Here is a 21,438-nt window from a genome sequence, read left to right on the forward strand (position 1 = left end):
GGTTCCGGAAATGCGGCAGTAACGTCCCCGCCACGTCGATCTCATGGATCGGTCAATGTGGTGGGTGTCCCCCTGGCCCGCCGCGCGCAACAACACTCGATCGCGCGCAACAACACTCGATGTCACCTCGCGCTCCCGCGCTCGGTGCGTCGGGCTGGTCCTCTCGGCCGCGACGGCCCCCAACGGCTGCGGTCCGGCCGCAGGCATCGCGAATGCTCCGCGCCGTCTCCAGCAGGCGGCGAGCGCCTGAACAGACCTGGAGAGGTCTCGTCCTGAGGAGAGACAGACATGATCAGACCGGCCGGCGGCGACGCCGACCCGAACCCCGCCCCGGCGCGACGCAGCTCGCGCGTGAGACGCATCATCGCGGGCACTGCCGGCGCCGCCATCGCGGTGGCGAGCCTCATGCTCACCGGCGCCGTCCCCGCACAGGCCGCCACCACCGTCCACCCGTACGCGCCGACGGGTGTGGGAGGCGGTACGACGACGTCCCCGGACCAGGCGTCCACCAAGTACCAGGTGCAAGTCGCCGGCACGCCCGTCCAGGCTGTGCGGTACACCGCGAACCGCAACAACTTCGACGTCGCGCGCTTCGCGTCGGACTCCCGGACACCGACGATCACGGTCACGCTGCCCAGCACCACGATTGACACGGTGAACGTCTACCCGGCGCGCTACTACCCGCCCGGCAGCGTCTCGGTGAGCGCGGACAAGCACACCCTGACGTTCAAGATGTCAGCCGACGCCGGGTTGAACCAAGCGATCGTGATGGTCAACGGCGACTCGACCAGCGTGACGGGACAGCCCTACCTGGCGGTCATCAACGACCCTCTGGAGGACCCGGCGCAGCGTCCGAACACCACGAGCGCACCGGACGGTTCCGGCGTCAACCTGCAGACCGGTGTCCTCAACTTCCAGGAGTTCGCCGCGAAGTACCTCGCGGCGCACCCGAACAGCACGGCTCAGAAGGCTCCCGCCGCGACGACGAGCTCCATGGCCGGCAAGACCGTCAACGGCACCGCCATCCCCGCAGGTCAGAAGAGCTCGGCCGGGACCCTGGTGAGCGCGAGCACGGTCAATGTGCGGTACCCGAATGTGCGGACGATGGCCGCCAATGACGTCACGTACGCCCTGAAGGCCGCCATCGACACCATCAAGGCCAACCCCACGGCGCTCAACACGCTCTACTTCCCGAACGGTACGTACATATCGTCCGGTCTCCTGGTCAACGGTGTGGACGGCAGCAAGCTCAAGGGCGGCAAGCTGAGGATCTACACCGACGAAGGCGCCCTGGTGAAGAACCGCATCCAGGGGTACATGGAGGCGTTCGAGCCGGCGGTCGGGATCATCAACTCGAGCAACATCGAGATCGACGGCCGCGGCATGTTCGACGGCAACGGCGTGGCGAACTACAACGCCCGCAGCGTCGGTGACTCGCACGACGCCTACCGCAGCCAGCACCAGGGCGGCGTCATGGTCATGCACTCGTCGGACATCACGTTCGACGACACCTACGTGCGCGACTCGAAGCAGTGGAACTACGAGACCCACAGCGCCAAGAGGGTGACGTTCAACAACATCAAGGCCCTCACCCCGTACCCCCAGCCGTGGATCGACGGGATCGACTTCGCGAGCGGCCAGGACATCACCGCCAACGGCGTCTTCACCCTCGGCAACGACGACGCGTTCGCCTCCGGCCACTACAACCCCAGCGACGGATTCACCCCGATGGCCGCCGGCGTGTGGGGCAACTTCCAGCTCGGCACCTCCACCCCCGACGTCCAGGGCTATGCCAACGCGGTGGGCGCCCACGACGCCGTCGCCGACGAGCTCGGGTTCGACAGCTACCACTGGGACAACGCGGAATCGAAGAACATCTCGGTCAGCAACACGCTGAGCTGGTCCGCCGGTGCCGGCAACTCGATCCGCATCGGATGGAGTTCGTGGGGATACAAGCTCAACAACTACACGTTCGACAACTTCAACTCCATCTCGCAGGGGGCCGGCGGCATCTTCACGCAGAACAGCCCCAAGCCGTACCCGCGTATCTCGAGCATCGTGATCAAGAACAGCTCGTTCGACACCTCCCGGTACGGGTCGGGACCGATCAGGCTCAACGGCGGCAACGGATCCGTCCAGACCATCACCGCCGAGGACCAGGCGACCTACGGGTTCGCCCCCAACCCTGACGGGTCGGGCGCCACGTACACGTACACCAAGACCCCGATCAGCACCTTCAAACTCGACAACGTCTGGTTCTCCCAGCAGAAGACGAACAGCAGCCCGTTGAACGGCGCCACGAACGTGACGCTGAACAACCTGCGCGTCGCCGGCGAGCTCGTCAGATACACCAGCCAGTTCCCGCTGGCGCCGAGCGGGATAGGCACGCTGACCAGCACCTACACGGACGCGAACGGCCAGACCCAGAACGTCAAGGCCGGAGCCCTCGCCGACGGTGACACCTGGGTGGGCGCGTGGTCGGGTGACCAGGCCAAGAACAGTTCCTCGGACCTGACCCTCATCACCCGCAACACCGGGGTCGGTCTGATGGGCGAGCAGTACACCACGGGATCCGGAGACGGAAAGCTCTCCTACATACAGTTCCCGCTCGGCAGCCTCACCAGGTCACCGAGCCAGGCGACACTCCGTCTCACCTACGTCGGCCACCGCTATTCGTCGGTCCCGTCGACCGACACCGACCAACTGCTCGTACAACCCGTCAGCGCCACCACATGCACCGGCGGCGGCACCTCCTGCCCGGTCGACACCATGACCTGGCAGAACCGGCCGAGTTTCACCGCCACGAACTCCTCCGTCGCGAAGTCGGCCACCTTCACCCTCGGTTCGACCATCGTCCCCGAGGGCGGCGGGACCCATCAGGGCAACGCCATCGACGGCCGCGACATAACCGTCGACATCACGTCCTTCGTCCAGAACGCCTATGCGGCCAAGCAGTCCACGCTTCTGTTCGCCGTGGGCAACGCGGGGGGCACCAACCACGAGCTGCGCTTCGTCAGCTCGGAAGGCGCCACCGGCTCCGGGAAGCTCACCAACGCGACCGCCGAGATGGCGCCCGCGATCACCGTGACCCCGTAGACACGCGTGGCCGGCCCGCCCCTCGGGGGCGGGCCGGCCACAACCGTCCGTCTCCGCCGTCCACCACTGAGTCTTTCCGCCCAAGCCCTCGTCCGGTCGCCGACGCAAGAGGGCGTCAAGTCCGTTTCTGACATTGGCCGCGTCCTGGCAGCGGCAAACAGCCGCAACGGTACCCGGTCCAAGACCGTCGGCCCGGTGGAGCTCACGGTGCCGCGGGACCGTGACGGGCAGGTGGCCAACCGGCCCCTCTACGTCGCCCTGGCGGTCACGGTGGACGGCACGCGCGACGTCCTCGGCCTGTGGGCCGGCGACGGCGGCGAAGGCGCCGAGTGTGCATGGTCGTCTGTGACGGGCTCAAGCCTGCCCGACTCCATCTCGGTTCCGCTGTGCGGGCCGCCAGGACTGGGGCAAGATCTCCCGCGCGCTCAAGCGCTTCTTCACGGCTCCGACAGCGAGTGCGGCGGAGGACCGGTTCCTGGAGTTCCAGGAGGAATGGCGCGCCAAGTACCCGGCGATTGTGCGGCTTTGGGAGAACGCCTGGGCGCAGCTCACGCCCTTCCTACCAACGCGATCGAGTCGGTCAACGCTCGCATACGGAAAGCCGTCCGCGCCCGTGGGCACTTCCCGAACGAGGCCGCAGCCCTCAGATGCGTCTACCTGGCCATCATGAGCCTGGACCCCGCGGGCCAGGGACGCAAACGCTGGACCATGCGCTGGAAGCCCGCCCTGCAGGCTTTCGGCATCGCCTTCGGCGGCCGACTCTCCGCCGGCCGCCGATAACTCACATCACCCGAGTTGCATCATCGGCTGGACAGACCCTCGACGGGCTGTCACCGCGGCACGAAACCGGCGCGCATCAGCCGTACTTGTCGCTTCCCGAGGGCCAGACGATGGCGCTGCCCGTCGTCGGGGTCGTCACAGGGCGATGATCCGCCATTGCTGCCGCGTCAGCGACGCGTACGGCTGTTGCTCGATGTTGGCTCCGTCGGCGGTGCTGCCCTCGTCGACGGCGAGACAGAGCCCGCTGTAACGGTTGATGAGGAAGAAGTAGCCGTCACCGGTCGGCGTGACGGCCCAGTGCTGCTGGGGAGCGTCGGCGTCCGACCAGATGCCGACGTTGCCACCGTCGGCGCGGGAGAGGCCCCCGACCTCCAGGAGCTTGCCGCTGCCCACACCCTTGATCTTGTAGTAGCCGTCGCCGGTGTCGGTGAAGGTCCACTTCTGGTTCGCCTTGTCAAGCCATGGCCACTGAAGGACGTTGGTGTTGTTGGCGGTGGCCCCGCCCTTCACGTCGGCGACCTTGCCGCTGTGCCGGGCGACCAGCTGGTAGACGGTGCCGTCGCCGGGCAGTGTGGTGGACACCAGGGCCGGTCCGGCCGTCCGGCCGCCGATGTGGACGCCGCCCATGTTGGCGTAGCCACCGGTGGCCGCGTTGGCCCGGAGCCGTACGAAGCCCACGTTCCGGGCGGGCCATTCGGCCACCTTCGGGGCGCGGTCACCGGCCCAGGTGCCGGTGGCGACCTGGGTGAAGTTCGTGCCGTCGGTGCTGGTGGAGATGGTGTACGAGGTGATGTCACCGTCGGTGGAGTTGCTGCGGTTCCACTGCTTGGGCAGGTACTCCAGGGTGGAGACATTGCTCCACACGCCGCCCAGATCGATCGTGATCGCGTGGGGCAGGGGCGAGGGCAGTCCCCACGTGGACCAGCAGGTCTCGTAGCCCCTGTCGCTCAGCCCGTCGATCGCGTTGAGCGGTCCCTCCCCGTCGCGGAATCCGGTGGCGTAGGCGCTGACGGGTGTCACGGGGTGCTCGGCGCGCCGTGTCTGCGGCGGCAGTGGTGGCCTGGATGTGTCGGGGCTCCATGCCGCTCCGACTTCGGCGAGTCGGTTGACGATGTTGGTGTCCAGCTTGCCGTCGCGGTTCGGCGGGCAGTTGAGGATGAAGGAGGTGTACTTCGGTTCCAGATCGGCCAGGTGGGAGAGGATCGCGTCCTTGCTCATCGGGTCCTGGGTCGGCGTGTGCGGATGCCAGAACCAGCCGTTGCTGATCGTCTGTCCCTGCGTGGCGGCGTAGGTGTTCCCGGTCGGTGCCGAGACGCCCAGCGGCTCCTCGAAGTAGATCGCGTCGCCGAGCCACGGCACCGACAGGGCACCGTGGTCGATCATGACGATGTTCGGCTGGAGCGACTTCACGTGTTCACGGATCCGCTGGTAGGAGACGGCCTGCTGGCCCATCTGCCACGCGTAACCGTCGGTGACGAACATGTCGATGGTGCCGTAATTGGTGAGCAACTCGGTGATCTGACCGAGGATGAAGGTCATGTCGCTGGGCTGGATGGCATCGGTGATCTCGAGCCCGGACACCTTGTGCCGGCTCTCCCACGCCTCGACGCCGAAAGTGCGGTCCCAGATCGAGTAGTAGAACCCGACTCTCAGCCCTTTCGCCCGGAAGGCGTCGCAATACGCTTTCACCACATCGTGCTTGTAGGAGCTGTTCGCGACGTTCTGGGTGCCGTAGGCGCTCGGCCACAGGGCGAAACCGTCATGGTGCTTGGTCGTCAGAAGGCCGTAGCTCATCTTCGCCGCCGCCGCGGCGGCGGCCCACTGGGCACAGTCCACGGCCGTGGGCGCGAACAGGGCGGGGTTCTGGTTCGGGGCAGCCCACTCCTCATTGGTGAACGTGCCCAGGCTGAAGTGGTTGAACATGCCGAACCGCATGTTCACCAGGTTTTCCAGGTTGGTCTGGGGATCCGCGGCGGCCGCCTGTGCCAGCAGGGGCGACAACGCGGGGACCACGGGCAGCGCGGTCGCGGCCACAGCGGCGCCCGCGGCACCCAGCAGCGTGCGGCGGGACAGTCTTCCTAATGACATGGGTGTACTCCAGGTTTGGGATGGCTCGGATTTCCGGAGTGGGGCGGCAGTCCCAGGGCGCGCGGTCTCCAGGCATTCAGCCGTAGCCCTCGATCTGGCTCCAGCGGGCCGGATGTTACGCATGAAGTTCGATGACGTACCTGCTCCGTGTCAACAGGTGAGAGGACGAAAGTACTCTCACGGAGAGCAGAATCGGCATTTTTGTGATCTTAAGTGCCTGTTCGCTCCACCCCAGACATGCCATGTCTGGGGAAGTGGATGGCGACTTCCCACAGCAACACATTGGCCGCTCCAGCGGGCAGACCTCTCGGCCCCTCGCAAACGATCCCAACTGCACTGGCCGGCGCCGAAGGTGGGCGCCATCCACATGGCGACTGGCGCGGTCGCCGAGCGCCGCCCGAGACCTCGCCGCGAAGCGGGCCGACAAGCCCCTGTGCGAGCTGATCCCAGCACCTGTCGATGTTCGGCTGCGTCGCGGCCTCCGGAGCGACTGAGGACACTGTCGCGATCCACGTGTGCGGCGGGCGCTTCGGCCTCAGCCCTGCTCCGGCGGGAAGGCGTAACGCACTCGCCGTGCGACCGCCCTTCTCAGGTCGCTGGACCTACAGCTGCCGGAAGCCTTGACGCATTCTGCTTCCCAGTCCTAACGTCTGCCCGAACCTGCGAACATCGTTCGATATATCGGTCAACATCCGCTGGGCAGGCAGTCGGCCACGGAGGCTTCACGCGGCCGAGCGCTTGGAGGCGCACACGCCGTCACCACGCATCGCACCGGCATGGCGTGCAAAAGACCGAACCCCCCGCCATCCCTATTCGAGTGCTCTTCGCCCCGTAGTGGCCTTTGCAGAACAACAGGAGACGTACATGTCCGCGCTGCGCGCCCGGCTGTCGGCGATATTGCTCGCCGCGTGCCTGCTCTTCACGTCCCAAGCCCTGATGACACCGGACCGGGCGGCCGCCGCCGACCCCGGCTACCTGATGGTGCACTTCACCGGGGAGGGGGCGACCAACCAGCAGATGTACCTCTCGCACAGCACGGACGGTCTGCACTGGAACGACCTCAACGACGGAGGGTCGATCCTGCGCTCCACCATCGGCACGCGCGGCGTGCGTGACCCCGCGCTGGTCCGCTCCCCGGGCGGCGACAAGTACTGGATCATCGCGACCGATCTGTGCTGGGGTTGCGGTTCGACCGTGGACGGCTCCATCAACAACGGCAGCCGCAGCATCGTGGTGTGGGAGTCGACGGACCTGGTCGACTGGTCACAGCCGTGGCTGCTCAACGTCGCCGGCGCGATCCCCGACGGACGCAACGCCTGGGCGCCGGAGGCGATCTGGAACCCCGAGACCAACGACTACGTCCTGTACTGGGCGACGAACGTGCCCCAGGACGGCAAGACCAAGCACCGCATCTTCTACGCCCGCACCAGCGACTTCCGCACCATCACCACCCCGCAGGCCTACATCGACCGCCCCGGCACCCAGGAACTCATCGACACCCAGATCATCGAGATGCCGGCCGGCGTCGGCAACTACCGCTACGTGCGGGCCTCCGGCGACGGCCAGATCACCCTCGAAGGCAGCAACTCGATCCTCGGGACGTGGACCAACCTCGGCAACCTCTCCGGCATCGGCCTGACCGGAGCAATGGTCGAGGGCCCGATGTGGATGAAGTTCAACGGCACCGACAAGTGGGCCCTCTACCTCGACCAGTACGCCTCCCGCGGCGGTTACATGCCGGTGGTGACGACCAACCCGTCCGACCCCGCCTCCTACCAGATCCCGACGTCGGGAAGCTACAACATGGGCGTCACCAAGAAGCGCCACGGCTCGATCCTGAACCTGACGGCCGCCGAGGAGAGCCGCGTGCTCGCCCGCTGGCCCAGCACCCTGGCCAAGCGGCTCCAGTCATTCAACTTCCAGGACCGGTACGTGCGGCACGCCGACTTCGACGTGCGCATCGACCAGAACATCACCGGCCCGGATGCCCAGTTCCGACTGCGGCCCGGCCTGGCGGGCTCCGGCACGGTCTCGTTCGAGTCGGTGAACTTCCCCGGGTACTTCCTGCGGCACTCCAACTACGACTTCCAGCTGGTCCGCAACGACGGCACCGCCCAGTTCGCCGCCGACGCGACCTTCCGCCAAGTCGCCGGGCTCGCCGACTCCGCCTGGTCCTCGTTCCAGTCGTACAGCCACCCCAATCGCTACCTCCGCCACTACGCCTACCAGCTGCGCCTCGACCCCATCACCACCGCGACAGGACGCGGCGACGCCACCTTCCGCGTGACGAACTGAGCGACACCGACAGAGATGCCGGCGCCTCCGGGGAGAGCGCCGGCATGATCTTCCGGTCGGGCGTCCGGGTGCCGGCAGCGACGAGCCGGCGGACCGGGCGGAGGAAGCGGAGGAGTCGGCCTAAGCCGCCGATGGCAGCCGTGCGACGAGCGCCATGCCCGGCATGGCCCTTGCACGGCCACCGGATGACGTGCACGGTGCCGGCGCGCGAGACGCCGAGGCATTTTCCGGTGTTGCGGCTGCCCAGGCTGCAGTAGCCGTCGCCCGCGCCGCCGACCCAGAAGCTGCCGGGCCATCCGGCCCAGCCGCAGATCACGGCGGCGTTCGCAGCGGCCGACCGAGCGCGGAATCTGGTCGAGACGGACAGGACTGGTTCACCCATCCTCAGCCGTGACCGCCCGACGACACCGCGGCCAGCCCGCTCACCCCTTGGCGAGCAGGCTTCGCGGGCTTCCGCGGCGTGTTGCGTCAGTACCAGATGGAGAACGTGGCGTCGGCCTTGCCGACGGCGGTGGAGATCGGGTCGATGCGCAGCTGGTGGTTGTAGTGCCGGATGTAGCGGTCCGGGTGGTTGTGAGAGCGGAACGACGACCAGGACGGGTCGGCGAGCCCGGCGATCCTGTGGAAGGTGGCGTCCTGGGCGAACCTCGTGGTGCCGTCGTTGATGTCCAGTCGCAGCTGGTAGTAGGCGTGCCGAAGGTAGCGGGTCGGCTGGTTGACGGACTGGAAGGAGACGCCGGAGGAGTCGGCCAGCCCCGGTACCAACTTCCATTGCGAGTCGGTGTAGGGGTCGAAGGGGTACGGGTCGATGCGGCCGAGGTGGTCGGCGTGCCGCCAGTATCTGTCCGGGAAGTTATAGGACTTCAGCCGGTTCCAGGCGGGCTTGCCCCACTTGGCGACCACGTTGTCGTAGACCGTCTGAGGGATCGGCTTGATGTCGGCGTGCTTGGAGTTCAGCGGCTGGGTGTAGACGCGCCGGTCGGTGGCGGTCCAGTTGCCGGTGGAGAGGTCGCTGGTCTGCCAGGTGTAGAACAGCGCGTTGGCGTCGCCCCACAGGTACCAGGTGCCGGAAGCCTGGGCGAGGATCGGGCCCTCGATGCCTCCTTGCGGCGCCAGGCCCGAGGTGAAGACGGTGAAGCTGCCGCGATCGAGGGAGGCGGACCTCGCACCCACCAGGTTGTTGCGGGCCTTGAAGTACAGGTAGTTCACGCCGTTCACGTCCATGGCCAGGGAACCGTCGATCACGTCGTAGCCAGGGTCGAAGAAGACCTGTGGCGACGTCACCGTGTGGAAATCCGTGGTGTAGTTCACCATGATCACGTTGTGTCCGCTGCTGTTGACGGCCGAGTAGATGATGGCGTACTGGCCCCGGGAGGCGTCCCAGAAGGCTTCGGGCGCCCAGCTGTGGGTGGCCATCGAGTGGAGTTTCAGCAGGCGGTAGTTGTCGAAGGAGCGCAGGTCTGCGGAGTCCCAGACGTGGATGACCTGGCTCTGCCTGGTCCAGTCGGTCCCCTTCAGGTTGGTCGCCATGACGACGAAGGTGCCATCCTGCTTGGGCAGGATGAAGGGGTCGCGCAGGCCGCCGTCGCCCCCGGTCGGGGTCACGACGGGGTTGTTCTGGTTCAGCGGCATCCACTGCAGCCCGTCGGTGCTGACCGCGAGGTGCAGGCCGTAGTCCGTGCCGAGGCCTCTCGGTGACTGGGTGAAGTAGGCCATGACGAACGGGGAGGCCGTCGCGGCGCTCGCGGACTGGCTACCGATGGTCAGCGCGCCGGTCATGGACAGCGGCACGGCCGCGGCCATGCCGAGGACCAGTCGGCGTGACGGGAGGGGGGTTGCGCTCATCCGTGACTCCAAGGTGTGCGGAAGGCCGGGAGGTGGTCGCATCGCAAGGCGACCTTGGTTGATGTGTCGAACGCGTCGTTCGGTTAAGTGATCGGAGGCCAGAACGGTGAACGCGGGGCATCTCGTCCTGTCAGCATGTGTCAGGGGCCGCTGTCGGCAGGCAGAACAAGAATCGACGCCGGACAGGGGCGGATGCCGCGCGGAAAGGGCTTCGCAGGAACGGTCGCCAGCCGTCCGCGGGACCACAGGGCCCACTGCCGGCGTACTACCGCCACAGGGTGCGGCCCTCTTCTGAAGCGAAGAACTCGGATCGAACGGTCAGTCCGAATTCGGTTTGGTCGGGGCCGGCGTCGAGTCGTTCGTGCTCCTGAGCGGTGTGGTAACCGCCCAGTGAGCAGCGGCCTCGTGGCGAGGACGGGGCTGGAGTTCGTGGTCGGCGGTACAGGTCGGCGGCGGGTCAGCTCGTCACACGGAAGGTGGCGTCACTGCGGCCGGTCGCGTTGGTGATCGGGTCGAGGCGCAGCTGGTAGGCGTAGTGGCGGATGTAACGGTCGGGATGGTTGTACGACTGGAACGACGACCAGCTCGAGTCGGCGAGGCCCGCGGTCTTGCGGAAGGTTGCGTCCTGGGCGAACTGGCTGCTTCCGTCGTTGCGGACCAGCTGGAAGTCGTAGTTGAAGTGGCGCAGGAAGTACCCGGGCATGTTCACCGACTCGAAGGAGACGGTGCCGGTGCCTGTCAGACCGGGCCGCAGCCGGAACTGGGCGTCGGCGGCGGGGCTGACATCGGGGTCGATGCGTACGTCGAGGTTGGTGTGGCGCACGTACCGGTCCTGGAAGTTGAACGACTGGAGCCGCTGGGCCGGGGTGTTGGGCCAGCGGGCGAGCACGCGGCTCTCCTCGGCGGCCATGAGGGGCGTGATCGCGCCGTGGCGCTTCGGGGTGCCGCCCATGTCGTAGCTGACCGCATCCTGCAGCCGGTAGGAGCTGACGCTGAACGGGTCGGTCGTCAGGATCGGCCTGTACTCGCGTACGCCTTGCGGGTTGTTGTAGTCGATGTAGAGGGCCCATTCATTGCGGTCTCGGAACTTCATCCAGGCCGGGCCTTCGACCACATTGCCGGTGAGGCCGATGCTGGCGAGGTTGCCGAGGTTGGTCCACGTCCCCAGGATCGAGTTGGTGCCCTCGACCGTGTTCTGGCCGTCGCCGGAGACCCGCACGTAGCGGTAAGCGCCGGCACCGGAAGGCACTTCGGTCATCTGGGTGTCGACGACCGGCGTGCTGCCCGGGGGGTCGATCCAGATCTGCGGGGTGGTGATGGTGCGGAAGTCCTTGGTGCGGGCGGCGTAGATGCGGTACTTGAACACGCCGTTCACCGTGGCGTTCGTCGCCCAGTACAGGACGTAGTCGTTGGTCTCGGGGTTCCAGATCGCCTCCGGCGCCCACGCGTTCTTTCCGCCGGGGATCAGCCCGGCGGCGCTGAGCAGCCATGGCTTCGACCAGTTCACCAGGTCGGTCGACTCCCACACCACGAAGTTGGGGCTGCCGTTGGTGTACGTCGAGCCGCAGCGGATACACAGATCGGTCGCGACGATCCAGTACTTGCTCCCGTCGGGAGAGCGCACCAGCGCGGGGTCGCGCACCCCTTTCGTGCCGATGGTGGAGTTCAGGACCGGCGCTCCGCCGTTGAGGTCGTTCCAGTGCATGCCGTCGGTGCTGTGTGCGAGGTACAGCATCTGACCGGTCGCGGAGTCGCCGGTGAAGTGCACCATCAGGTAACCGGGGTCGGCGGCGGCCGCCCGCTCGGGTGCGGCGAGGGTTTGGGAGGTGAGGAGCAGGCCGACGGCGACAAGTATCGCCGCCAGCCGGGAGAGAACCACGGACATGCACATCTCCTGTCGTTCTGCAGGTGCCACCGTCGATAGGAGGGGGAGAGCGGGTGGCAGGGGAAAGCTCGGTCTCGGTGTGGGCGGGACAGGGCCGGTCACCGCACCGTGCTCATGGCCGGGGGAAGCGGCGCCGTAGCCAACTCGGTTTCCGGCCAGCCGAGTTGTCGGTATATCGAACAGCGTTCGCAGCGTCGACAGACGTTAAGTGGAGGAAACAAAGAGCGTCAATACATCCGACATCAGCATCCCCACATGCCGTTGCCGTCGGTGGGGTCAGCAGGATGGTGAACCGCCGGACGGGGAAAGCAAGTTCGGCCATCCCGCGCAGGTGGCGGCGAGTTCTCGCGTCAGGAGACGCGGGCGCCCGCCCGGCCCGCCAACTCTGCGACCACGTTGCAGAGTTGACCCGCCAGTCGGGTCGTGCGGCACTGATACCGGCAGTCGAGTACACCCAGCCGACGCCAAACATCCCACAAAAAACCCGGACGTAAGCCATAACCGTAGAGCAACTCCGGAATCTGGGGACCTATCACTTGACAGTGATGGGATGTATAGGCAGTCTCCGTCCGACTCCCGGCGCGAGCGATACGCCGCGGAACACCTGCAACCACCTCCCCCGGAAGGCCGCATGAAACTCCTACAACGAAGCGGGATCCGAATCGCGGGTACGGCCGCCGCCATCCTCGCCGGCGCAGGCTCGCTCACCGCGGTGCCCGCCTCCGCCGCCACCCCGGGAAACTGGACCTCGGTCCAGCCCGGCGTCGCCCAGACCGGCTGTGACGGCGTGCGCGCCACCGTGGCGCTCGACGCGAACGGCGCCCTCTCGCTCGGCGCGACCTGGAACTGCCGCCAGGCTCTGATACCCGCCCCGATCGGGTTGGTGACCAGCCAGGCCGACTTCACAACGGGACTGGAGTTCGTCAGACGCACCGATACACCCGTCTCGTACAACTACGAGGTCGAAGCGGGGAAGTCCCTCGTCCGGACCCGGTCCGCGACCGAGACGAGACTCGTGTTCGCGAAGGGCTCCGCGCAGATCACCGTCCACGTCCGCACGTCCGCGGACGGTATGGCGCTGCGCTACGAGCTGCCGTCGGGCGCGACCGTGCTGCGCGAGGCGACATCGTTCGAGCTGCCGACCGATGCTCAGCTGTCCCGGCAGGTGTTCAGCCCCGATCACGAGAGGGGATATGTGACCTCCACGGTCGCCGACACCCCGTCGGCCTCCTACGACATGGGCATGTTCGCCCAACAGACCAACGGCGCCCGGGTGCTGCTCGCCGAGTCCGGTGTGGACGGTACCTACTCAGGTGGCTGGTTCACCCACACCCAGGGCACCGGCCGGTTCACCGTCGCGCTGGCCGACGCGCAGATCGTGCGACCCGGCGCGTTCAACACGGCGTGGCGCACCGCCACCATCGGCAGCACGGCGACGGTCGTGGAGTCCACGCTGGTCGACGATGTCGCGCCCGCGTCGAAGATCTCCGACACCTCCTGGATCAAGCCGGGTGTCGCCGCGTGGCCGTGGCTGGACGGCATGTGGAACACCCAGCGCGACCTGACCAAGCTCAAGCAGTGGGCCGACTACGCCTCCTCGCAGGGCTGGCCCTATCTCCTCGTGGACGACGGGTGGAAGGACAACCAGGCGATCATCCCCGAGCTCGTGGCCTACGCCCGGGACCGCGGCGTACGGATCATGCTCTGGTACCACTGGCAGGACCTGGACACCGCCGCCGAGCGGGAAGCCCAGTTCACCAAGATCACCGGGTGGGGTGTCGCCGGCGTCAAGATGGACTTCATGGGCTCCGAGACCCAGGCCCGTCAGCAGTGGTACGACGCGGCCCTGGCCGACACCGCCCGGTACAAGCTGATGGTCGACCTGCACGGCTCGCGCCTGTCCGTCGGTGTCCACCGCACCTGGCCGCACGTGCTGACCAATGAGGCTGTTCGCGGCGAGGAGTACCCCGGTGGCCGGGACATCGGGCACGTGGCCGCGCTCCCGTTCACCCGCGGCCTGCTGGGCCCGGCCGACTACTCACCGATGAGCTTCCAGCAGGACAACCCGAACAGCGACGCAGCCGAACTCGCCCTCGGCGTACTCCTGGACAGCGGCATCATGCTGCCCGGCAGCCGCATCTCGGACTACCAGGCCCGGCCCGAGGCACAGCGGTGGCTGCGCATGCTGCCGACGGTGTGGGACGAGACGAAGTACGTCTCGGGCGACCCGCTCACCGGAGGGGTCATCGCCCGCCGCAGCGGCGACCGCTGGTTCGTCGGGGCTCTCAGGCGCGGCGGCGCCACCACCATCAGCTACCCGACCACCTTCCTCGGTTCCGGTACCTGGCACGCGGAGATCACCACCGACGGCTCAGGCGGTCTGACCCGCACCAGCAAGGTCATCCAGGCTGGTGACACACTCAGCGTCCCGGCGGTCGCGGGCGGCGGCCATGCGGTCAGACTGACCAAGGTCCCGGTCATCCCGACCGGGAACCGCACAGTGACCATCGCCGGCAGCAGCCACGTACTCGACGTGCAGAGCAGAAGCGTCGCGAACGACGCCCCGATCATCCGCTGGCCCAGCACCGGCGGCACCAACCAACGCTTCGCGTTCGTACCTCTCGGCGACGGATACACGCGGATCGTCAACCAGGAGAGTGGCAAGGACGTCGTCATCAGGTCGGCCTCCCGCGACGCGGGCGCGAAGGCCATCCAGTACACGTACGAAGCCAACGCGAACACCAACGACGAATGGCTGGCGGAGGACGCGGGCAACGGCCGTATCCGGCTCCTCAACCGCCACAGCGGTCTCTACCTCACCGCGAGCGGCGCCCAGGGCGACCAGTTGGAGCAACGCCCGTTCGACGGCGCCGCCCACCAGATGTTCACCGTCTCCTGACGCCGCTGAACGAGACGGTCATTCAGCCGTAGCGCCGGGCCAGAACTCTGCGCCATCACCGGGGCCGTGGTCGAGGGCCGCGGCCCCGGTGATGGCGGCTGTGCGCCAGGACGCTCAGCGCCCACCAGTGCGGTGACAGGGGATTCCTTCCGGTGGCAGGACCGCTCTCGCACGCGGATGTCCGGCATTCCGAACGCACGTCATTACCGAACGCACGTCGATATGCGGAATGGCTGCCTGAACACAAAGGTCGCCCCACGCGGAAGCCAACGCATGTGACAGCGCGGCCTTTTGCGTTATCGGGCGGTGCGAGCCGTACCGGAAACGGAACCCGCCGGAAACATTGACGGAACCACGGCTCAAATCTATCTTCTGCTCGAAGTGCCGCACACCGTTCGTAATATCGGACAGTTACGCCGCCTCGCCAAGGCGATCGGCTATGCGGACGGGCCGGTTCCTGGAGGAAGAGTTGAACAGAACCGTGAGAACGCTGCTCGCCCTGCTGGGCCCGCTGTTGCCGGTCCTGCTGGGTGGCGCCGTCTTTCAGGGCACCGCCTCCGCCGCCACCCCACCGGCCGGGCAGGCGACGCGGTACACGATGACCGCGTTCACCAACAGCAGTGAGTCGAACCTGTACGTGTACGACTCGCCGGACGCCACCGGCTACACCCTCCGCAAAGGCCCCGCCTACACCCCGCCGTCCGGGCTGATCCGGGACCCCAGCATCTTCAAGCACACGGACGGCTACTACTACCTCACTTACACCACCAACTGGACCGGGAACACGATCGGTTTCGCCCGGAGCACCGACCGGGTGAACTGGACGTTCCTGTACAACTACACGATCCCGATCAGCGGGCTGACCCGCACCTGGGCACCCGAGTGGTTCATCGACACCGACGGCAGCGTCAACATCATCATGTCGCTGACGGCCGCGAGCACCGCCACCCACTTCACCCCCTACAAGATCACGGCGACCAACTCCGCACTGACCGCCTGGTCGACGCCCACCCAGCTGTCCGGCATCGGCCCGAACTACATCGACACCTTCATCGTCAAGGTCGGCTCCACCTACCACGCGTTCACCAAGAACGAGACGACGAAGTACATCGAATACGCCACCGCCTCCAGCCTCACCGGCCCCTACACCATCCGGAAGACGGGCAACTGGGCCGGATTCGGCGACTGGGTCGAAGGCCCGGCCCTGGTCCAGCTCGACAACGGCGGCTGGCGCATCTACTACGACGGCTACCGCGCCGGGAAGTACTGGTACAGCGACAGCTACGACAACTTCGCCACCTGGACCACGCCCGCCGAGCTAACCGGGCTCACAGGCTTCGCGCGTCACCTCACCGTGCTGAAGGAGACGGTCCCCGGCGGCGTCACCCTGCCCACCAACACCACCAGGTCACTGCAGTCGGCCAACTACCCCGACCGGTACGCCGTGGTGCGCTCCGACAGCCTCGGCCACATCGACCCGGTGAGCACCTCCAGCAGCACCGCCGTCAAGCAGAGCGCCACCTTCACCGTCGTACCCGGCCTCGCCGACGCCAACTGCTACTCCTTCCGCCACTCCTCCGGCCGCTATCTGCGCCACTGGGACTACCGGATCCGCTTCGACAGCAGCAACGGCACCGACACCTTCAACAAAGACGCCACCTACTGCGCCCGCCCCGGCAGCACATCCGGTTCCGTCCGCCTGGAGTCGTACAACTACCCCGGCCGCTACATCCGCCACTACAACTACGCACTGCGCGTGGACCCCCACCAGAACACGGACACGTTCCGAGCCGACAGCTCCTTCACGGTGGTCAGCCCCTGGACCTGACCTGACCTGACCTGTCCGCCCCACCCCCTGCAGAGCCGTCGCGGCTCCGACCCGCGGCGGCTCGGCCTTCACTCACTCCGCACGCGGCCACAGGACGGCCAACGGCACCTCTCGTACATCCAATGTCTGGCTCGAAGTCAGGGCGATGGCCGGACACAATCGACAGCATCCAAGCATTTCATGTCGCAAGACTAGACAGAGGCAACGTTCGTATCCGTTAATCCATCCCATGTATGAGTGGAGAGGGTCGATGGGGCCGAGACTCGATGGGCCCGAGACTCCTGGCGCCCCCAGGCCTCCTTGCACGGCCGGCTGCGATGACAACGCCCTGCTGGACGTATGGCGCCACATCGGCAGCAGACAAACCCGTGATGTGCCGCACCCGACTCCGGGACATGCGAGCGAACGCACCGACGACCGAACAGTCGCTCTCCTCATACCGAAAGGTTCAAGATGTCTTCCTCCGTCAGCAGACGGCGCCTCCTGCAAATAGCCGGGGCCACCGTAGCTGCCTCTGCCACCGGATCCTTCATCGGGGCATCTCCCGCCCACGCGGCGGCCGTTCCTCCCGCAAGGCCCGATGCCGGGGTCTTGGCGCATCCCTTTGAACTCGGCCAGGTCCGGCTCACCGCGAGCCGGTGGCTGGACAACCAGAGCCGCACGCAGAACTACCTGCGGTTCGTCGATGTCGACCGGCTGCTGTACAACTTCCGCGCCAACCACCGGCTGTCCACCAACGGCGCGGCCGCCACCGGCGGCTGGGAGGCACCGAACTTCGCCTTCCGCAGCCACGTCCAAGGACACTTCCTCACGGCATGGGCACAGCTGTACGCGGTGACCGGGGACACCACCTGCCGGGACAAGGCAACCCACATGGTTGCGGAGTTGGCCAAGTGCCAGGCCAACAACAGCGCCGCCGGTTTCAACGCCGGGTACCTTTCTGGCCTCCCCGAGTCCGACTTCACCGCTCTCGAGCAGGGGACCCCGCGGGGCGTGCCGTACTACACCATCCACAAGACCCTCATGGGCCTGCTGGACGTATGGCGCCACATCGGCAGCACACAGGCCCGGGACGTGCTGCTCGCCCTGGCGGGATGGGTCGACTTGCGCACCGGCCGGCTCAGCACCCAGCAGATGCAGGCCACGCTGCGAACCGAGTTCGGCGGCATGAACGCCGTACTGACCGATCTCTACCAGCAGACAGGCGACGCACGGTGGCTCACCGTTGCCCAGAGGTTCGACCACGCCGCGGTGTTCGACCCCCTGGCGGCCAACCAGGACAAGCTCAACGGACTGCACGCCAACACCCAGGTACCCAAGTGGATCGGGGCCGCCCGGGAGTACAAGGCCACCGGCACCACCCGCTACCGGGACATCGCCACCAACGCCTGGAACATCACCGTCAACGCACACACCTACGCCATCGGCGGCAACAGCCAGGCGGAGCACTTCCGCGCCCCCAACGCCATCGCCGGCTACCTGAACAAGGACACCTGCGAGAGCTGCAACACCTTCAACATGCTCACCCTCACCCGGGAACTGTTCGCGCTCGACCCGAACCGGGCCGCGCTGTTCGACTACTACGAGCGGGCGTGGCTGAACCAGATGATCGGCCAGCAGAACCCGGCCGACAACCACGGCCACGTCACCTACTTCACCCCGCTCAACCCGGGAGCCCGACGCGGTGTGGGCCCAGCGGTGGGCGGCGGCACGTGGAGCACCGACTACGGCACCTTCTGGTGCTGCCAGGGCACGGGCCTGGAGATGAACACCAGGCTGATGGACTCCATCTACTTCCGCAGTGACAACACCCTGATCGTGAACCTGTTCGTGCCCTCGGTGCTCAACTGGTCGGAGCGCGGAATCACCGTCACCCAGACCACGACATACCCCGTCAGCGACACCACGACCCTGCAAGTCACCGGCAACGTCAGCGGAACCTGGGCCATGCGCATCCGCATCCCGAACTGGACCACCGGGGCCACCATCAGCGTCAACGGCACGCAGCAGAACATCACCACCAACCCCGGCAGTTACGCCACCCTGAACCGCACCTGGACCTCCGGCGACACGGTCACCGTCCGCCTGCCCATGCGGATCGTCATGCGAGCGGCTAACGACAACCCGAACGTCTCCGCGATCACCTACGGCCCGGTGGTCCTGTCCGGCAACTACGGCGACTCCGCGCTCAGTTCCCTCCCGACACTGAACACGTCCTCGATCACACGGACCAGCAGCACGTCACTCGCCTTCACCGCCACCGCCAACGGCTCCACCGTCAACCTGGGCCCGTTCCACGACGCGCACGGCCACAACTACACCGTCTACTGGAACGCTGCCGGCACCTTCCGTCTCGTCAACGTGGGCAGCGGTCTCCTGCTGGGCATCCAGAACATGTCCACGGCAGACGGTGGCCGTGCGCTGCAGTGGTCGGACAACGGCACCGCCGACCACGACTGGCACATGATCACCGACGGAACCGCGGTCCGCTTCCGCAACGCCCACAGCGGCAAGGTGCTCGGCGTCCTGAACATGTCCACGGCAGACGACGCGACCGTCCTGCAGTGGTCGGACAACGGCACCGCCGACCACCGATGGACGCTGCTCGACCAGGGAGACGGAACCTACAAAATCCGCAACGAGAACAGCGGCAAGCTGCTCGCCATCGCGAACAACTCCACCGCTGTCGGCGCATTCGCAGTCCAGGACTCGGACGACGGCACCGCCGACAACCGGTGGCGCATCGTGCGGAACTGAGGCCCGTCCCGGAAGCAGATTGTGGTCGCTCCCCACCCTCCCGCTTGCTCGACACTTCGACATTCGTTCGAGATTAAGAACGCGGCGGGTTACGGCCCATCACCAGCCCAGCCAGCCCCTGACGGGGCAACGGGAACCGCTACCCCAAGGAATGAGACCCCCATGCAGAAACGTAGTTTCAGGCGCAGGCATCTGACCGTGGTGCTCGCGGCCATGGTCGCTTCGGCGGCGACGCTCGTCGCCAACCCGGCTCAGGCGGCCACCAGCGGCGAATTGCGCGGCGCTGGTTCCGGCAGATGTCTCGATGTGCCCGGCGCCAGCCAGACGGACGGCGCGAATGTACAGATCTGGGACTGCACGGGCGGCACCAACCAGCAGTGGACGCTGACGGACAACAACCAGCTGACCGTGTACGGCAACAAGTGCCTGGATGTTCCGGGCCACGCCACCACGGCCGGTACCCGACCGGTGATCTGGTCCTGCAACGGAGGCACCAACCAGCAGTGGCGAGTCAACTCCGACGGCACGGTCGTCGCCGTGGAGTCCGGGCTGTGCCTGGACGTGTCGGGCGGCGCCACGGCCAACGGCACGGCGGTGCAGCTCTGGAACTGCACCGGCAGCAGCAACCAGAAATGGAGCGGCCTGTCCGCACCGCCGAACGGCACATGCGCTCTTCCCTCGACGTACCGATGGAGCTCGACCGGCCCACTGGCGCAGCCGGCGAACGGGTGGGCCTCGCTCAAGGACTTCACCACCGTCACGTACAACGGCAGGCACCTCGTCTACGCCACCGCCTCCGACGGATCGTCGTGGAAATCGATGGGGTTCAGTCCCTTCACCAACTGGTCCGACATGGCGTCGGCCGGCCAGACCCAGATGACCCAGGGCGCGGTGGCTCCCAAACTGTTCTATTTCGCCCCCAAGAACATCTGGGTGCTCACCTCCAACGGGTGGGGCACTCAATGGCCCTTCGTCTACCGCACGTCGAGCGACCCCACCAATCCCAACGGCTGGTCCGCGGCGCAGCCGCTGTTCACCGGCAGCCTCCCCGACGGCAGCGCGATCGACCCGACCATGATCGCCGACGGCCAGAACATGCACATGTTCTTCGCCGGTGACAACGGCAAGATCTACAAGTCGACCATGCCGATCGGCAACTTCCCCGCCAGCTTCGGCTCGTCGTACACGACGATCATGACCGACACCGTGAAGAACCTCTTCGAGGCGCCAGAGGTCTACAAGGTCCAGGGCCAGGACCAGTACCTCATGATCGTCGAGGCTCGCGGTGCGACCGAGCAACGCTTCTTCCGTTCGTTCACGGCCACCAGCCTGAACGGTCCGTGGACCCCGCAGGCCGCCACCGAGTCCAACCCCTTCGCCGGCAAGGCCAACAGCGGCGCCACCTGGACCAACGACATCAGCCACGGCGACCTGGTCCGCAACAACCCCGACCAGACCATGACCATCGACCCCTGCAACCTGCAGTTCCTCTACCAGGGCCTGTCCCCCGACACGCCGCCGGGCACCTCCTACATCCAACTGCCCTACCGGCCGGGCCTGCTCACCCTCCAGCGCTGACCCGTGGGCAGACGACCGGAAGCTTGTGACCGTGCGCCCGGCAGGCACGGTCACAAGCGGCTTCCACCTCGCCTCCCAGGAAAGCCCCCTTCAAGCCGACCCGCTCGGTGCGTGTGCTCCCCCCACCACTCCGACCCGTTCTGCCAGTAAGCAAAGCGGCCGCCAAGCCGAAGGAAGGCGCTGCGGCCGAGCTGCTGACACGAACGGCGAAGCCGCTGATTCAGCTACCACTCGCAGAAGAGGACGCCTGCATGAGAAAGTCTTGGGTTCTACCCCTGATCACGCTTGTCGCCGCCACGCTCGGGGTGACGGCGGCAGGTGTGGCCCCTGCCTCCGCCGCCCCCACCACGCCCTTGCGGGTCATGCCGTTGGGCGACTCCATAACCT

Annotated in this window: 9 protein-coding genes and 1 pseudogene; 7 read left to right on the forward strand and 3 right to left on the reverse strand. The window is 66.8% G+C overall.

Annotated features, from left to right (window positions below; all coding sequences use genetic code 11):
• Nucleotides 1-288: 288 nt before the first annotated feature.
• Nucleotides 289-3,096: a DNRLRE domain-containing protein gene (locus tag IE325_RS14815; protein WP_190070305.1), complete on the forward strand. Its 2,808-nt coding sequence runs from the start codon at nt 289-291 to the stop codon at nt 3,094-3,096.
• A 219-nt stretch (nt 3,097-3,315) separates the two neighbouring features.
• A pseudogene (locus tag IE325_RS47220) lies at nt 3,316-3,876 on the forward strand (transposase); the annotation flags it as partial.
• 135 nt (nt 3,877-4,011) lie between these two features.
• On the opposite strand, the gene IE325_RS14825 reads toward IE325_RS47220, so the two are convergent.
• Nucleotides 4,012-5,964, reverse strand: a complete 1,953-nt coding sequence (locus tag IE325_RS14825) for an alpha-L-fucosidase (protein WP_190070306.1) — start codon at nt 5,962-5,964, stop codon at nt 4,012-4,014.
• Between the two features lie 864 nt (nt 5,965-6,828).
• Here IE325_RS14825 and IE325_RS14830 point away from each other — a divergent pair.
• A complete protein-coding gene (locus IE325_RS14830; RefSeq protein WP_190070307.1) occupies nt 6,829-8,259 on the forward strand; it encodes a glycoside hydrolase family 43 protein in 1,431 nt (476 codons plus the stop codon).
• A gap of 468 nt (nt 8,260-8,727) precedes the next feature.
• Here the strand turns inward: IE325_RS14830 and IE325_RS14835 are convergent, their stop codons facing one another.
• Nucleotides 8,728-10,104, reverse strand: a complete 1,377-nt coding sequence (locus IE325_RS14835) for a glycoside hydrolase family 43 protein (protein ID WP_190070308.1) — start codon at nt 10,102-10,104, stop codon at nt 8,728-8,730.
• Between the two features lie 457 nt (nt 10,105-10,561).
• Complete coding sequence (locus IE325_RS14840; protein ID WP_190070309.1) at nt 10,562-11,989, reverse strand: glycoside hydrolase family 43 protein; 1,428 nt, start codon at nt 11,987-11,989, stop codon at nt 10,562-10,564.
• A gap of 631 nt (nt 11,990-12,620) precedes the next feature.
• Between IE325_RS14840 and IE325_RS14845 the strand changes: the two genes are divergently transcribed.
• The 4 genes from IE325_RS14845 (at nt 12,621) to IE325_RS14860 (ending at nt 21,051) form a co-directional block, all read left to right on the forward strand.
• Nucleotides 12,621-14,888: a glycoside hydrolase family 97 protein gene (locus tag IE325_RS14845; RefSeq protein WP_190070310.1), complete on the forward strand. Its 2,268-nt coding sequence runs from the start codon at nt 12,621-12,623 to the stop codon at nt 14,886-14,888.
• A gap of 469 nt (nt 14,889-15,357) precedes the next feature.
• Complete coding sequence (locus IE325_RS14850; RefSeq protein WP_373315161.1) at nt 15,358-16,716, forward strand: glycoside hydrolase family 43 protein; 1,359 nt, start codon at nt 15,358-15,360, stop codon at nt 16,714-16,716.
• Between the two features lie 453 nt (nt 16,717-17,169).
• Nucleotides 17,170-19,473: a beta-L-arabinofuranosidase domain-containing protein gene (locus IE325_RS14855; protein WP_190070312.1), complete on the forward strand. Its 2,304-nt coding sequence runs from the start codon at nt 17,170-17,172 to the stop codon at nt 19,471-19,473.
• Between the two features lie 162 nt (nt 19,474-19,635).
• A complete protein-coding gene (locus tag IE325_RS14860) occupies nt 19,636-21,051 on the forward strand; it encodes a non-reducing end alpha-L-arabinofuranosidase family hydrolase (RefSeq protein ID WP_190070313.1) in 1,416 nt (471 codons plus the stop codon).
• The last annotated feature ends 387 nt before the right edge of the window (nt 21,052-21,438 follow it).

Origin of the sequence: Streptomyces lanatus, from assembly GCF_014655715.1 — a bacterium.
GTDB classification, from domain to species: Bacteria; Actinomycetota; Actinomycetes; order Streptomycetales; family Streptomycetaceae; genus Streptomyces; species Streptomyces lanatus.